The sequence below is a fragment of the Micromonospora sp. NBRC 107095 genome, from assembly GCF_030269705.1.
GTDB classification, from domain to species: domain Bacteria; phylum Actinomycetota; class Actinomycetes; order Mycobacteriales; family Micromonosporaceae; genus Micromonospora; species Micromonospora parva.
In genome coordinates this window covers 503,779-519,154 of record NZ_BSTU01000003.1, presented here as the reverse complement: position 1 = coordinate 519,154, position 15,376 = coordinate 503,779, and the positions used below count along the sequence as shown (strand labels likewise).

The window sequence follows — 15,376 nt, the reverse complement described above, 5'->3', positions numbered from 1 at the left end:
GCCGGCCCGCCGCTCGGACCCTGTCGACCCCTAGCGAGGTGCACCGCGATGACTGAGATCCCGTCCTTCCAGCAACTGTTGACCATGACCGACCTTCTGGTCCCGGCCGCCGTCCGCGCGGCCGCGACGCTCGGCATCGCGGACCACATCGCGGCCGGCGCCACCACCGCTGCCGAGATCGCCCACCGCGCCGGCAGCGCCCCCGACGTGACCGGGACGCTGCTGCGCTACCTGGTCGAGATCAAGATCCTGGAGAGCGGCCCCGAGGGGGAGTACGCACTGACCCCGCTGGGCGACCCGCTGCGCTCCGACCATCCGCAGAGCGTGCGTCAGGTCCTGCGCAACGACGGCATGATCGGCAGCATCACGCTGAGCCTGCTGCGCCTCGACCACACGGTGCGCACCGGCCGGCCGGGTTACGCCGCCGAGTTCGGCCGGGAGTACTGGGACGCGGTGAACACCGACCCGGCCTTCGTCGCCGAGTGGCGCGAGCAGGGCGAGGCCGCCGACGAGCTCGACAAGCAGGTGCTCCGCTGGGACGCCGGAAAGATCATTTCCGAGTACGACTGGAGCGGCGTCGACAGTTTCATGGATGTCGGCGGTCACCTCGGCAGCCTGACCATGGCCCTGGCCCGGGCCCACCCGCACCTGCACGGCACCCTGCTCGACCTGCGGAACGTGTCGGCGGAGGCCGGTCGACGCTTCGCGCGCAGCGACGTCGCGGACCGGGTGACGGCGGTGCAGGGCAGCTTCTTCGACCCGCTGCCGCCCGGCAAGGACGTGTACCTGCTCTCCGCCATCCTCGCGGACTGGTCCGACGACGAGGCGGTCCTGATCCTGAAGCGCTGCCGGGAGGCGGCCGGGGCCACCGGCCGGGTGCTGGTCGCCGACATCGCCATGCCGGTCTCCGGCCCCGGCTCGGAACTTCAGCTGCGGTCGATGATGCCGGCGCCCACGCGGACGGCCGAGGACATCGAGCGGCTCGGCGCCGAGGCCGGCCTCCAGGTCTCCTGGCGCGGCCCCGCGACGGCGGTCCGGACCCTGATCGAGTTCACCGCCCACTAGCACAGCTGCCGAACGGAGAATCCCATGCGACACCATCCGCCGGAGGCGCGGCAACAAGCGGACCGGCCGCTGCGCATCCTGCGCGACCTGGCCACCGGGCACCCGGGCACGATGCTGCTGATCGGCCTGCTCGCCCTGGCGTCCACCGCCGGCACCCTGGCGCTGCCCTGGGCGGTCGGTCGGCTCATCGCCACGCTGGGCGACGGCGCCGCCGACCGGTGGACGGTCTGGCTGATCGTCTTCGGGCTCGGCGCGGCGCTGGCCAACACGCTCGCCACCTTCCTGCTCTCCCGGCTGGGCCAGCGGATGATCTGCCGGCTGCGGGTCCGCACCATGGGCCACGCGCTGCGTCTGCCGCTCGCCGAGGTACGACGCGAGGGCAGCGGCAACCTGGTCACCCGGATCACCGCTGACACCTCGCGGGTCAAGAAGCTGATCGACGTCGGCCCGATCCAGCTCCCGATCGCCGGGCTCACCGCCATCGGCACGTTGGTGATCATGGGGTTCCTGGACTGGCTTCTGCTGGCCGTGACGGTGGGCGCGTTCGCTGTCGCCGGCGGCCTGATCACCCTGGTGGTCAAACGGCTGCGGCGCAGCTACGTCGCGGTGCAGGAGTCCACCGGCCTGCTGGCCCAGCGGTTCGTCGCGGCCGTCGACGCCGTCAAGGTGATCAAGGCGTACCGGGCCGAGGAGTCGGTGAGCGCGGACCTGGCCACCCACGCCGAGGCCGTCGCCCGCCGCGAGATCGACGCCGCCCGGATGGAGGCCCTGATGACCCCGGTGGTCAACCTGGGCCAGCAGATCGCACTGGTCGCGGTGATCACCGGGGGCGGCGCGCGGTTGGTCGCCGGCACCCTGTCGCTGGCCGACTTCGTGGCGTTCCTGCTCTACCTGCTCCAGCTCACCGGCCCGTTCATGATGATCGCGGCAGGTGTCACGGCACTGAAGATGGGCACCGTCGCCCGGGAACGCTTCACCGGCCTCTTCGAGAAGCCCCAGGAGTCCGGCGGCGAGACCGCGCAGCCGGTCGCCGCCCCGGCCGGTCCGGTTCCGGCGGTGCAGTTCGACCACGTCGACTTCAGCTACGGCAGCACGCCGGTCCTGCGGGACGTCTCCTTCGAGGTGCCGGCCCGAGGGCTGACCGCCATCGTCGGCCTCTCCGGAGCGGGGAAGACCACAGCGGTGGAGCTGATCCAGCGCTTCGCCGACGTCACAGCGGGCAGCATCCGTGTGCAGGGCCGGGACACCCGCAACTGGCCACTCGCCGACCTGCGCGCCCAGGTGGCCTACGTGGACCAGGCGGCCAGCTCGGTGCAGGACACCGTGCGCCGCAACCTCACCCTGGGCCGGGGCGACGCGGCCTTCTCCGACGGGGAGCTGTACGCGGTGCTGCACCGCGTCGGCCTGGCCGACGAGATCCGCCGCAAGCCGCAGGGCCTGGACACCGTCCTGGCCGGCGACGTGGATCTCTCCGGCGGTCAGCGTCAGCGGCTCGCCATCGCCCGGGCCATGCTGACCGACGCCCCACTGGTGCTCCTCGACGAACCGTCGTCGCACCTGGACAGCATCAACGAGCAGAAGCTCCGTGACCTGGTCGACGACCTGGCCGCCACCCGCGCCGTGCTGGTGGTGGCGCACCGGATCTCCACGATCCAGCACGCCGACCACGTGGTCATCCTCCAGGCGGGCGAGGTCGTCGGTCAGGGACCGCACGACGAGCTTCTGCGCAACTGCTCGAACTACACCGATCTGGTCCGTGGCCAGATGCTGGTCGGAACAGGAGCCCTGGCATGACGCACTACTCGATCATGATGCCGTTCGCGCCGCGCCGCCCCGAGCAACTGCTGCCGTTCGCCGCGCTCACCCAGTGGAGCGAGGCATCCTGCCTCTGGCAGGGGCAGGGCAACGTCGGCGACACCCACGTCAGCTTCTCGTACGCCGCGGCAAGCGGTTTCCGGGTCCCGGTGGGCACCTCGGTCAACCTCATGCCGTTCCTGCACCCGTACGACGCCGCGCTGCGCGCCCAGACCCTGGCGGTGGCCACCGGACACCGCGTGGTGGCCGGCTTCGGCCCCGGTGGCGCGTCGTTGCAGCGCGGCACGCTCGGTGCCCCGTACCGCAGCCAGCTCGGCGCGGTCCGCGAGTACGTGACGATCGTCCGCTCCCTGTTGGAGACCGGCAGGGTCAACCACCAGGGCGAGTTCTTCTCCTGCGGCATGGAGCTGGGCACGTTCCCCCGCCCGGCCATCGAGATCGGGCTGGGCGTGCTGCGGCCCCGGATGGCGGAGCTGGCGGGTGAGGTCGCGGACGTGGCGATCACCTGGCTGACGCCGGCCTCGTACCTGCGGGACACCGTGGTGCCCGCGCTGCGCCGGGGTGCGGAGCGGGCCGGGCGGCCGATGCCGCGCGTGGTCGCGATCGTGCCGATGGCGCTGCGCACGCCCGACCGCGACCCGGTCGACCTCGCCCTGAACAGCAACTCCGGGCACATGCGCCTGCCGCACTACATCGACATGCTGAGCCGCTCGGGCATCGACGTGGACATGGCCGACGACCCGCGGGCCAGCGGTCGGGCCCTCGTCGAGGGTGGCGCCTTCCTCTACGGCGACCAGGAGGAGCTGACGCAGGGCATCAAGGAGTTCAGTGCCGCGGGCGCCGACGAGGTGGCGTTCAACCTGGCCGGCGTCTGCGTGACCTACGGGGCCAAGACCACGCTGCGCGAGCTGGAGACCATCCTCGGGAACGTGGCGCGATGAGTGCCGGGCCACCGCTGGAGTTCCTGGAGACACCGGAGCTGGAGCTGAGCCGGCTGCTGCTGGTGGTCACCGGCTCGGCCGCGGCCAGCAACGTGCCGACCTGGCTGAACTGGCTCCGGGAGACCTACCCCCGGTTGGACGTGGCAGTGGTCGCCACCCCCAGCGCCCTGCGGTTCGTGACCCGACAGGCGCTGAGCCTGCGAACCGACCACGAGGTGCTCGTCGACACCTGGGAGGACTGCGAGCGGGCCCGGCACGTCGAGCACGTCGAGTGGGCGGACGCCATGCTGGTCTACCCGGCGACGTTCCACTTCGTCGCCCGGCTCGCCCTCGGGCTCGCCGACAGCCCGGCGCTGCTGGCGATGCAGTGCACCTCCGCGCCGGTCGGCCTGTCACCCGCGCTGCCGCCCGGTGGCCTGGACAGCCCGGCGTTCCAGCGGCACTGGGCGACGCTGGCCGAGCGGCGCAACGTGGCCCTGATCCCGCCGTTTCCCGCACGCAGCCTCACCACCGGCCGCGACGACGGCTGGGTGAGTCCGCCACTGCCGGAGGCGCTGCGCAGGCTGGAGGCCCGTCGTCGCGAGCTGGCCGAGGTGGACGTGCCGGTCCTGACCGGGGGAGCGACCCGATGACCACCGCCACACTGACCGCGCCGGACGGCCGGGACTTCGGCACCGGTCTGCTGGTCACCGCCGTACGCCCCGAACCCGCCGGTGGGTACCGGTGGCGGCGCGCCCCCGGGCCGCTGGCGCCCGCGCCGTTCGTGCCGGCCGGCACCGTACCGCGCCGGCTCGGCACCGCCCGACCGGCCGCGACACCGGTGCACTGGGTCGTGGGTGAGCCCGACGGCGACGCCCGCACCTACCGGGTACGGGGCGCGACCTCGGTGGCCGCCGTCCTGTTGGGCAACGGTCCCGAGCCGGCGCTGGAGTCGCTGTTGCACGGGCTCGGCCAGGCGCTGCGCGAGCTGCACGCGCAACCGCTCCCGCCGGGTGTCGCGGCGGGGGGAGCGCCGCGCGGGCTGATCCGGTTCACCCGCTGGCTCGACGGGCGCTCGCCGCACCCGCGCGGCGCGTACGCCGAATCCCTGTTGCGCTCCCGGCTCGGCGGCGCGGCCCTGGCCCGGGTGCGGGAGCACACCGCCCAGCTCGCCGCCGACGACGAGCGCGTCCTGTGCCACGGTGCGCCCGGTCTGGGCTCGCTCATTCCGGCGGAGGGGGAGCTGGAGTGCGCCGACGCCCTCATCGGCGAGGACGTGTGCGCCGCGCCCTGGTACTACGACCTCGGCTGGGTCCTCGGTGAGCTGGTCGAGTTGCAGTGGTACCTCGGCGGCGACCGGCCGGCGTGGCAACTGTTGATCAACGCGTTGCTCGACGGTTACGCCCGCGAACTCGACGACCGGTGGCGCGAGACCGTCGCGTTCCGGGTGCTGCTGCACGTGCACGACTACATCAGCTACGTCGGCTGGGAGCCGAAGGTCTTCGACAAATACACCGGGTTCGCCCGGCACCTGCTGTCCTCCTGAGGAAAACCCATGACTGTCCCGGCTGGGTCACGGCCCGCTCATCCGCTGCACCGGCGCACGCTGCCGAACGGCCTGCGCGTGGTGCTCCTGCCCGACTGGCCGACCCCCCGGTGCGCGGTGAGCGTCCACTACGGCACCGGCTTCCGGGCCGAGTCGCCGGGTAGCGAGGGGATCGCCCACCTCGTCGAGCACCTGATGTTCCGGGGCAGCGAGAGCCTGCCGGGTGGGCGGTTCTACGACGACCTGCACCCGCTCGGCGGTACGGCCAACGGCACCACGCACGCCGACTACACCGACTACTTCCAGGTGGTGCCGGCCGCGGCGCTGGAACAGGCGCTGTTCCGGGAGGCGGACCGGATGCGCGCGCCGCGGTTCACCGACGCCGAGCTGGCCAGCCAACTCGTCGAGGTGGGCCGCGAGATCGAGAGCATGCGGGACAGTCGGCTGTACGGCAAGCTGCCGTGGCCGGGCCTGCCCGAGGTGATGTTCCGGTCGTTCGCCAACGCCCACGACGGGTACGGCGACGTGGCCAGGCTGCGGACGTTGACGGTGGACGACTGCGCCGCCTTCTTCGACGCGCACTACGTACCCGCCAACGCGGTTCTCACGATCGTGACCCCGCACCCGGCGGCGGCGGTGTGGCCGTTGGTGGAGCGGCACTTCGCGGGCGTGCCCGCCCGGCCGGCGGACCCGCCGCCGTGGATCGCCGAGCCACCGCCGGATTTCGACCGTCAGGTCCGTCAGCGGGTCCCCGACGCGGTGCGGACCGCGCTGGCACTCGGCTACCGACTGCCTGATCCCCAGCGGGAGTTGCCGGACTACCTGGCGTGCATGGTGCTGGGCTGGATGACCACCCGGTGGCGGCCGCCGCGGGCCGGCGTACGCGCCAGCGCCGGCTGCGGCTTCTTCGGGCCGCTGGACGCGCTGGCACCGGATGCCTTCGTGGTGACCGCCGTGCTGCCGGACGACGTGACGCCGGACGGCTTCGTCGGCGACCTGGCGGCCGAGTGGTCAGGCCTCGGCGATCCGGCGCGGGCCGGGGCCGGTGTGCGACGGGCGGTTGCCGAACTGGCCGGGCAGCACCGCCGCCGGCATGCCCGGCTGGAGGAGCGCTGCCGCGCGATGGGCCGCTTCGAGCTGCTGTTCGGCCGGGCGGAACTGGTCGACGACCTGCCCCGCCTGATCGCGGACACCCCGGCTGAGCGGGTGTCCCGGGCCGCCGCGGCGCTGGCCGCCGCGCCGAGCGCGCTGCTCGTCGCCGGCCCGCACGGGGAGGACCGGCCCACCCGGCGGCCGGACTCCGCAGCGGGCGACGCGCTGGACCGGCGTCCGGGCCGGGCCCGACGCACCGCCGCCGAACTCGGTTCCAGCCCTGGCGGACCCCGCCAGATGCCCGAGCTGGGCGCACCCGTCCCGCCCACGCTGGCCGGGGCGCGGGAGATCAGCCTCGGCAACGGTCTGCGGGTCATCGCGATCCCCGATCGCCGGGCCGAACTGGTGGAGCTGCGGCTGCGGCTACCCCTCGGGCCGGACGGCTGGCGTGATCCGCGGCGGGCCGCCGAGCTGCTGCGGGTCCTCGGCGCGCACACCGACGCGGGCCGGCGGGTCGCCGGCATCGGCGGTGAGTTGCAGCTGACGCAGGACGGCCAGTGGGCCGACGTGTCTGCCTGGGCACCGGTAGCGCAGTTGCCGGCGTTGCTGCGCGTGGTGGCCGACGTGCTGGTTCCCGGGCCGCTGCCCGAGTGGCGACCGCTACCGCCGGCCCGGCCGGCACCGGTCGCCCCGCAGCAGCGGATGGACGAGGCGCTGCGCCGGCACTGGGCCGGTCAGACCGGGCAGGCACCGGCCGCCCCGACCGCGCTGCACCGGCGGGTGTTCCGTCCGCAGCACGCCACGCTGGTCGTCGTCGGCGCCGCCGACGCCGAGGCGCTCCTCGCCCCGGTGGCCGACGTCCTGGGCGGCTGGCCTGCCGGGCCCGCTGCCCGACCGGCACCGGACGATCCCGGACCGCAGCTGCTGCTCCTGCGTGAGGCGGCCGGCGACACCGTCCACCTCACGCTCTCCGGGCGGGAGCCCGAGGTCGGGTCGGCGGAGCCCGCCCGGTATCTGACCACCGCCCTTCTGGGCGGGCACACCACCGCGAGGCTGGCCGAGCGGTGTCGTCGCCTGGGTCACGCCGATGTCATGGTGGCGCGCCGCGACGTGCTGGCCGGGTACCGGCGGGCGTCCGTGCGGCTGGCAGTGCCGCGGGACCGGATCGGCGAGGCGGTGGCGGGGGTCCGTGCGGAGGTTGCCGCGCTGATCGCCGAGCCGCCGTCGCAGGAGGAGTTGGCGGCCGTGCGCCGGTACTGCTCGGCGCAGTTGCTGTCGGCCTTCGACTCACCGGCGGGGTTGGCGGACGCGCTGCGGCACACCACGGCCTCGGGGCGCGGACTGGACTGGGTGGTGCGACGGCCCGACCTGCTGCGTACGCCTCGACCCGTGGACGTGTCCGCCGCCGCCCGGGACCTCTTCGGCGCGCTGAGCCACACCGTCGTGCTGGGTGATCCGCCGGCCGACTTCTCGACGGATCGACTTGCCGCTGTGGAAAGTCGAGCCTAGACTTTCCATTATGGAAACAGGAGGAATCATGAACCGGATAGGCCCGCAGGAAGCTCGCCAGGCACTGGTCCAGGTCGCCGGTGGCCGCGAGATCATCGCCGACCGGGCCGTCGCGCCCTGGTGGTACCACCTGGGTATCGGCCTGTCACTGCTGTGGGCGTTCGCGGCAGTCTCCATCGGCTGGGCGTGGATCCCGTACGGCGTGATCATCGGTCTGCTGGTCGGGCCGCTGCTGTTCAACCTCGCGGCCAACCACGTCACCGGCATCTCACTGGACCGCTACCACGCGACCCCCGGCGCCCGCCGGATCAGCGTCCGCGCCGGTGCGGCGCTGCCCGTGCTGATCGTGCTCGGGCTCGCCCTCGAATGGGGTGCCGACCTGCGCGGCAGCATGGCGGCCTGCGGTGTCGTCATGCTCGTCATCACGATCGTCGCCGGCCGTCGCATCGACGCGGCGCTCGTACGCGACCTGGGTCGGCGGGCATGAGGTCCGGCTTCGACGAGGTCATTCACCCGCTCAACCGACTGCAGATCTGCGCCATGCTCAGCCGGGTCGAGTCACTGTCGTTCTCGACCATCCGCGACGCCCTGGCGGTCAGCGACTCGGTGCTCAGCAAGCAGCTCAAAGTGTTGCAGGAAGCCGGTTACGTGACAGTGCGCAAGGAGTCATTCAATTCTCGAATCCACGCTTGGGTCGCGCTCACACCGCTCGGTAGAACTGTCTTCACCGCGCACATGGCCGAGCTTCGCCGAGTCGCCGACAGCGTGGTGACCGACGACCGCCCCCGTCCGTAGCGACCTGATCGTTCGCACCGGCGGCGGCCAACCTGGAAGAGGGGGAAACAACAGTGACGCCGACCCACTCGCCGCCCGGGGCCCACATCGCCTTCATGTCCGTGCCGCTGCACGGGCACGTGAACCCCATGCTCGGCGTGGTGGCGGAGCTCGTCGGCCGGGGGCACCGCGTCACCTTCGCCACCGCACCCGCCTTCGGTGCGCTGGTCGAGGAGGCGGGCGCCACCCTGGTGCCGTACACCTCGACGTTCCCGTCGCCCGACGCCCCCGGGCGCGGATGGCTCGCCACCGACGACGACGGCCGGCAGGCCGCCACGGTCTTCGCCCGCGAACGCGACGTCGCGCTGCCGCAGGTCGCGGCGGCGTACCAGGGCGACCGCCCGGACCTGATCGTGTACGACACGGTCACCGCCCACGCCCCGCTGCTGGCAAGGCACTGGCGGGTGCCGGAGGTGCAGTTCTCACCGACCCACGTCTTCTACTCCGGCAGCGAGGAGCAGATCGGCGCCCCGGTGCGGGTCGCCCCCGACGTCAAGCCGTGCGTGGTGGCGATGCCGCGATCGTTGCAGGTCAACGCCGCGCAGGTGGACGACGCGTACGTCTTCGTCGGCCCCGTGCCGTGGCGTCGACGCACCGACGGTGACTGGACCGCCCCGCCGGGCCGCCCGGTGGCCCTGGTCTCGCTCGGCACCACGTACAACACCCGGCCCGGTGTCTTCGCCGACTGCGCGGCGGCGCTGGCCGGCGACGGCTGGCACGTGGTGATCGCCACCGGCACCACAGTCGATCCGGCCGCGCTGGGCGACCTGCCGGCCGGCGTCGAGGTGCACCGCTGGGTGCCGCAGGTACGGGTGCTGGAACAGGCCGGCGTCTTCGTGACCGCCGGCGGCACCGGAAGCGTCCTCGAAGGGCTCACCCAGGGCGTGCCGCTGGTGGTGGTCCCGCAGGGCGTCGAGCAGTTCGTGACCGCCGCCCGCGTCGAGGCCCTGGGCGTCGGCCGGGTCGTCCCGCCCCGGGCCTTCGACGCAGAAGCCGTGCGCGACGCGGTGCGGGCCGTCACGACCAGCCCCGAGACCCGGGTACGGCTCGACGACCTGCGGGCCGAGATCGCCGCCGCCGGTGGTGCCCGCGCCGCCGCCGACCACATCGAACTGCACCTGCCCCTGGCCGGGGCGACCCCTGTCGAGAAAGGACGCGCGGCATGACGACCACAGCCACCGCACCGGACCCGGTCCGGACCGCCCCCGCGGAGCCGCCGCCCGTGGTGCGGGTGCGCGGGCTGCGGATGAGCTACGGCACCCAGCAGGTGCTGCGGGGCATCGACTTCACCATCACCCGCGGCCAGATCGTCGCCCTGCTCGGGCCCAACGGCGCCGGCAAGAGCACCACCATCGAGATCCTGGAGGGCTTCCGGCTCCGGTCCGCCGGTGAGGTCAGCGTGCTCGGCGTCGACCCCGCTCGTGGCGACGAGGCGTGGCGGGCCCGGCTCGGCATCGTCCTGCAGTCCTGGCGTGACCACGGCAAGTGGCGGGTCCGGGAGCTGCTGTCCCACTTCGGCTCCTTCTACCGGCCGTACGCGACTGACGGCGTGACGCGGCCGTGGGATGTCGACGAGCTGCTGGCCGCCGTCGGGCTGACCGAGCAGGCCGACAAGCCGATCGCCGCGCTCTCCGGTGGGCAGCGCCGCCGCCTCGACATCGCCGTCGGCATCGTCGGCCGGCCCGAGGTTCTCTTCCTGGACGAGCCCACCGTCGGCTTCGACCCACAGGCTCGGCAGGAGTTCCACGAGTTGCTCCGAACCCTGGCCGACGCCCGGATGACGATCCTGCTGACCACCCACGACCTGCACGAGGCCGAGAAGCTGGCCGACCAGGTGCTGATCCTGGCCGGCGGTCGGATCGCCGCCCGGGGGACCGTCGCCGAGCTGGCCCGCGAGTTCGGCGGGGAGGCCGAGGTGACCTGGACCAGCGGCGGCCGGGCGCACCGCGCCCGTACCGCCGATGTCTCCGCCTTCGTGCGCCAGCTGATCCAGGATGGCGCGGAGGTCGACGACCTGCAGGTGCACCGGGCCGGTCTGGAGGAGATCTACCTGTCCATGGTGGCGGGCGAGGAGGCGAAGCGATGAACGTGACGGGCAACGCCGTACGGCAGGGCCTGGGTCGTGGCGGCACCGAGCTGCGCCAGGTGCTCAGCAACGGCCAGGATCTCGGCAGCAACCTGGTGTGGCTGATCGGCCTGCTGGCACCGATCTACTTCCTGCGCGACAACATGCTCGCCGGCACCGACGTGTCGGTGGCGGCCTTCGTCCTGCCCAGCCTGCTCAGCATGTGCATCGGCTTCAACGGCCTGCTCAACCTGGCGCAGCAGCTCGTCGTCGAACGCGAGGACGGCACGCTGCTGCGACTCAAGGCGCTGCCGCACGGGATGGTGTCGTACCTGATCGGCAAGGTGCTGCTGGTCGCCGGCATGGTCCTGGTCGCCTGGGTCGCGGTGCTCGGCACCGGCGCGCTGCTCGTCGACGGTCTGCACCTCGGCGAGGCCGGGCGGTGGCTCACCCTGCTCTGGCTGCTGCCGCTGGGCCTGCTGGCGATGCTGCCCCTCGGCGCGGTCTTCGGCTCGCTGATCGAGAGCCCGCGCAGCATCGGTCTGATCATGCTGCCGGTCTTCGCCCTCGCCACCATCTCCGGCATCTTCCACCCGATCGCCGGTTTCCCCACCTGGATGCAGGTCGTCGCGCAGGTGTTCCCCCTGTACTGGCTGGGGTTGGCGGCCCGGTCCGCGCTGCTGCCGGAGAGCGCCCTGGCCGCCGAGATCGGCGAGTCATGGCGGCACTGGGAGACCGTGGCGGTGCTCGGCGGCTGGGCGGTGCTGGGCATGCTGGCCGCGCCGGTGGTGCTGCGCCTGATGGCCCGCCGCGAGTCCGGTTCCACGATGGCCGCCCGCCGCGACCGCGCCCTGAGCCGCCGCGCCGCCTGACCCCGATCCACCCGTAGCTGTTCGACGTTCATCCGATCCCACCGAGGAGAGTGCTCATGTCCCGACTGGCCGAAGACCTTGTCCTGCTGCTGCTCGACGACGAGAGCGGGCGCAGCACCGTCGACCTCGGCCGCCGGTACCGGGCGGTCGGCAGTGCCGTGCTGCTCGACCTGGTGCGGGCCGGTCGCATCTCGATCCCCGCGTCGGGCGACGCCCGGGAGGCCCGGGTGGTGGTCTCCGACGGCACCCCGACCGGCGACGCCGCCCTGGACACCGCGCTGGCGAAGCTGGGGGAGAAGCCGATCAAGGTCGGCTGGGCCGCCGAGAACCTCGGGCACGACTGCTGGAAGCCGCTGCTCGAGCTGCTCACCGCCGACGGCGCGATCCGGGTCGAGGAGAATCGCGTGCTCGGCCTGGTGAAGACCCGGAGCTTCCCGACCGCTGACGGTTCGCGGGAGCGGGAGATCCGGGCCGGGATCGACGCGGCTCTCAACGGCGCGCGGCCCGACGAGGAGACCGCCGTGTTGATCACGATCCTGCACGGCATCGGCGCGGTCCCCGGTGCCCGGGACGAGGCGACCCGGCAGCGGGCCGCCGAGATCGCCCGGACCGCCTGGGCGTCCGGCCCGCTGCGGGACGCCTTCCACGGGCTGGACACGGCACAGCTCCTGATCCTCTTCGCCGCGAGCTGACCGCCGTGTCACCCGCCCCCGACCTGGTCCTCGTCGTCGACCACCAGCTGCCGACCCCGGACCGCGACTCCGGTTCGTTGCGCCTGCAACGCGTCATCGACGAGTTGCTCGCCCTCGGGCGTCAGGTGCTGTTCTTTCCGCAGAACGGGACGGCCGAGCGGCAGTACGCCGACCGGTTGCGGGCGGCCGGCGTCGGCGTCATCACCGATCGGAGGCAGCAGGCCCGGTTCCTCGCCGACCAGGGGCACCGGATCGGCCTGGCGCTGCTCTGCCGCCCCGAGCCGGCGGTGCAGATGCTGGCGCGGGTGCGCGACGCCGCGCCGGGCTGCCTCGTCGCGTACGACACGGTCGATGTGCACTTTCGTCGACTCGACCGGCAGGCGGCGCTGGCCGCCGCGCAGGGCAGCCCGGACCGGTACGCGCTGCGGGCCCGAGCCGACAGCATGCGGACGGTGGAGTTGCTGCTGACCCGTGAATGCGACGTGACGCTGGTGGTCTCCGACGAGGAGCGCCACCTGCTGCAGGAGTTGGTGCCCGACGCGTGGGTCGAGGTGCTGTCGAACATCCACCGGCCGGCGCGGACCACTGTGCGGCGGGCGCCGACGCCGAGTGTGCTCTTCGTCGGCAACTATCTGCACGAGCCGAACGTCGACGCGGCCCGCTGGCTGTGTACCGAGATCATGCCGCTGGTCTGGGCCGAGCTGCCGGAGGTGACGGTGGATCTGGTCGGTGACGCGGCGCCGCCGACGGTCAGGGCCATGGCCGGCGACCGGGTCACCGTGCACGGCTGGGTGCCCGATCTGGCACCGATGTACCGGCAGGCCCGGGTGGCGGTCGCGCCGCTGCGCTACGGCGCCGGCGTGAAGGGCAAGGTGGGCGAGGCGATCGAGTACGGCGTACCGGTGGTGGGCACGCCGATCGCCTTCGAGGGCATGGGCCTGGTGGCAGGCGTCGACGTCCTGGGCGGGGAGACCGCTGCGGAGCTGGCCGGCCAGTTGGTCCGGTTGCTCCGGGACGACGAGCTGGCCGGACGCCTCGTCGCGACGGCCGGAGCGGGGCTGTCGGCCCGGTTCGACGCCCAAGTGGCCCGGGGGGTGCTGGACCGGTTGCTGAACCGCTCACCTGCCGGTGCCGCACCACACCAGGTGCCGGTGCCCGGTGCCGATTCGAAATCTTCAATAGCGACTTGTCGGACTGCGTCGGTTTCGGTGGGATAGAGGGGAGCAGGCGCGACCCACCCGGAGGTGTCCAGTCGGACCCCGTCGGGCAGGTAGCCGGGGCCAGTCATATGCCGGAGTCATCACCTCCGGGCCGTGCCGGGTCCCGGCCCCCGCGAGCACCTTCCCCCGGGGTTGCTCGCGGGGGCGTTCACCGCCCCCGCTCCCGTACCCCGGTATGGTCCCGGCAGAATTCAGCGCGGGCCATTCGGCGGAGGCGATGCGTCGGCGTGCTCGGCGTATTCTGCTCCCTGGTCCAGCGTCGGACCGCGTCGTATTGGATTACGGAAAGGCACACGAGGTAGTCGCATGGCCACGCAGATTGCTCAGCCCGACTTCGGGCGACGGCTGCGACGCCTCCGCACCGAACGCGGAATGTCCCAACGGGACCTTGCCGTGGGTGCGGTCAACCAGTCCTACATCTCGCTGCTCGAGTCCGGCACCCGGGTGCCGACCCTGGAGGTCGTCGCCCACCTGGTCGGTGTCCTCGGCGTACCGATGGCGGCCCTGATCGACGACGCCGCCCTGGATCCCGCGCCCGCGCCGTCGTCGGGGCCGCGACCGTCCGACGACGGTGCGCGACCGCCGGTGGAGGCCGCCCGGCTCGCCCAGGAACTGGTCACCAACAGCGCCATCGAGCAGGGCGATCTGGTCCGCGCCGAGCAGGGGCTGACCAGCGCCTACCGTGCCGCCCGGGACGCCGGTGAGGCGGCGTCGACGCTGAGTCACGGCTTGGCCCTGGAGCGAATCCTGGAGCAGCGCAACGACCGGGTCGCCCGACACGCGCTGCTTGAGGAACTCGTCGAGGTCGCCGAGAAGACCGGCGTCCCGGAGGCGCTCGTGCGCGCCCGCATCGCGCTGATCGGGGCGGCCCGTGACGTGGGCCGCCTCGACGAGGCCTTCACCCACATCGAGCTCGCCGAGCAGGAGATCACCAGCACCGCGTTCGTCCGTGGCAGCGAGCACATCCGTCTGTACGCGGTGCACATCTCGGTGCTGAGCGACGCCGGCGGCGGGGCCGAGGTGATCCGGATCGTCGAGCGGATGATGGCGATGGCGCTGGAGCTGGACAGCCCCGCCATCACCGGGCGCGCACACTGGGTGGCGAGTATCGCGATGGCCCGGATGGGCGAGGTCGAGCGGTCGCTGGAGCACCTGCGATCGGCACGGGAGATGCTGGCGAACCCCACCACCTCGCTGCGGGACTGGGCGCGGTTCGCCGCCGCAGCGGTGTCCGCGCTGATGGACGCCGAAGCCGACCTGTCGGAGATCACCGCGCACATGGTCGCCGCCCGCGCCGCCATGTCCGCCGCCGATCTCGCCACCTCACCGTCCGCCGCGGCCAGCCTGGAGGTCCGGTACGCGGTGGCCGTCGGCGAACCGGAGCGGGCGCTGGAGATCGCCAGCACGGTCGACGAGGCCGACCTGTCGGCCATCGAGCGGGTGCGTTTCGTCCTGGCGGTCGGCCGTGCCCAGCGCCGCTGCGGGCGATCCGAGGAGGCCGCCGGCTCGTTGCGCCGGGCGGCTCAGCTCGCCGAGGCTGCTTCGGCGTACCGGCGGGCGGTCCAGATCTGGCGTGAGGTGGATGAGGCTCCGTCGTCCTGAGCCGGGTCCGTGAAGAAGCGGTGGGTCCGCGAAGATGCTCTGGGTCCGCGAACAAGGGGCGGGTACATGGTCCCGCGAACAAGGGGCGGGTACATGGAGAAGCCCTCCGGCACCGTCAGGTGATGGAGGGCGCGAAGCCGGCCG

At 72.9% G+C, this 15,376-nt stretch carries 14 protein-coding genes; all 14 read left to right on the top strand.

Translation table 11 applies throughout. The annotated features are described in order from the left end of the window. The first annotated feature begins 48 nt into the window (after positions 1–48). On the top strand, positions 49–1,065 hold the full coding sequence (locus QSK15_RS19200; protein ID WP_285795526.1) for a methyltransferase: 1,017 nt from the start codon (positions 49–51) through the stop codon (positions 1,063–1,065). Positions 1,066–1,089: 24 nt separating this feature from the next. After that, positions 1,090–2,859, top strand: a complete 1,770-nt coding sequence (locus QSK15_RS19195; RefSeq protein WP_285795525.1) for an ABC transporter ATP-binding protein — start codon at positions 1,090–1,092, stop codon at positions 2,857–2,859. Continuing rightward, entirely contained in the window at positions 2,856–3,821 is a 966-nt protein-coding gene (locus QSK15_RS19190; protein WP_285795524.1) for an LLM class flavin-dependent oxidoreductase, read from the top strand. The genes QSK15_RS19195 and QSK15_RS19190 overlap by 4 nt, the downstream gene beginning before the upstream one ends. Beyond that, on the top strand, positions 3,818–4,453 hold the full coding sequence (locus QSK15_RS19185; protein WP_285795523.1) for a flavoprotein: 636 nt from the start codon (positions 3,818–3,820) through the stop codon (positions 4,451–4,453). The genes QSK15_RS19190 and QSK15_RS19185 overlap by 4 nt, the downstream gene beginning before the upstream one ends. After that, complete coding sequence (locus QSK15_RS19180) at positions 4,450–5,346, top strand: aminoglycoside phosphotransferase/kinase family protein (RefSeq protein ID WP_285795522.1); 897 nt, start codon at positions 4,450–4,452, stop codon at positions 5,344–5,346. Before QSK15_RS19185 ends, QSK15_RS19180 begins: the two co-directional genes overlap by 4 nt. A 9-nt stretch (positions 5,347–5,355) precedes the next feature. Beyond that, positions 5,356–7,947, top strand: coding sequence for a M16 family metallopeptidase (locus tag QSK15_RS19175; RefSeq protein ID WP_285795521.1), 2,592 nt, complete (start codon positions 5,356–5,358; stop codon positions 7,945–7,947). 10 nt (positions 7,948–7,957) lie between these two features. Beyond that, a complete protein-coding gene (locus tag QSK15_RS19170; protein WP_285795520.1) occupies positions 7,958–8,434 on the top strand; it encodes a hypothetical protein in 477 nt (158 codons plus the stop codon). Beyond that, positions 8,431–8,742 carry a transcriptional regulator gene (locus QSK15_RS19165; RefSeq protein ID WP_030330380.1) on the top strand — a complete coding sequence of 104 codons (312 nt, stop codon included), beginning with the start codon at positions 8,431–8,433 and terminating at the stop codon, positions 8,740–8,742. The genes QSK15_RS19170 and QSK15_RS19165 overlap by 4 nt, the downstream gene beginning before the upstream one ends. Before the next feature lie 53 nt (positions 8,743–8,795). Beyond that, positions 8,796–9,947, top strand: a complete 1,152-nt coding sequence (locus QSK15_RS19160) for a nucleotide disphospho-sugar-binding domain-containing protein (protein WP_285795519.1) — start codon at positions 8,796–8,798, stop codon at positions 9,945–9,947. Next, on the top strand, positions 9,944–10,867 hold the full coding sequence (locus tag QSK15_RS19155; protein WP_285795518.1) for an ABC transporter ATP-binding protein: 924 nt from the start codon (positions 9,944–9,946) through the stop codon (positions 10,865–10,867). Before QSK15_RS19160 ends, QSK15_RS19155 begins: the two co-directional genes overlap by 4 nt. Continuing rightward, entirely contained in the window at positions 10,864–11,718 is an 855-nt protein-coding gene (locus tag QSK15_RS19150; protein WP_285795517.1) for an ABC transporter permease, read from the top strand. Before QSK15_RS19155 ends, QSK15_RS19150 begins: the two co-directional genes overlap by 4 nt. 56 nt (positions 11,719–11,774) lie before the next feature. After that, the gene (locus QSK15_RS19145; protein WP_285795516.1) at positions 11,775–12,410 is read left to right on the top strand and encodes a GOLPH3/VPS74 family protein; all 636 of its coding nucleotides are present in this window, start codon (positions 11,775–11,777) and stop codon (positions 12,408–12,410) included. Between the two features lie 5 nt (positions 12,411–12,415). Then, positions 12,416–13,627 (top strand): glycosyltransferase, encoded by a 1,212-nt coding sequence (locus QSK15_RS19140; RefSeq protein ID WP_285795515.1) that lies wholly within the window; start codon positions 12,416–12,418, stop codon positions 13,625–13,627. Positions 13,628–13,936: 309 nt separating this feature from the next. Then, entirely contained in the window at positions 13,937–15,232 is a 1,296-nt protein-coding gene (locus tag QSK15_RS19135) for a helix-turn-helix domain-containing protein (protein ID WP_285795514.1), read from the top strand. Positions 15,233–15,376: the final 144 nt, after the last annotated feature.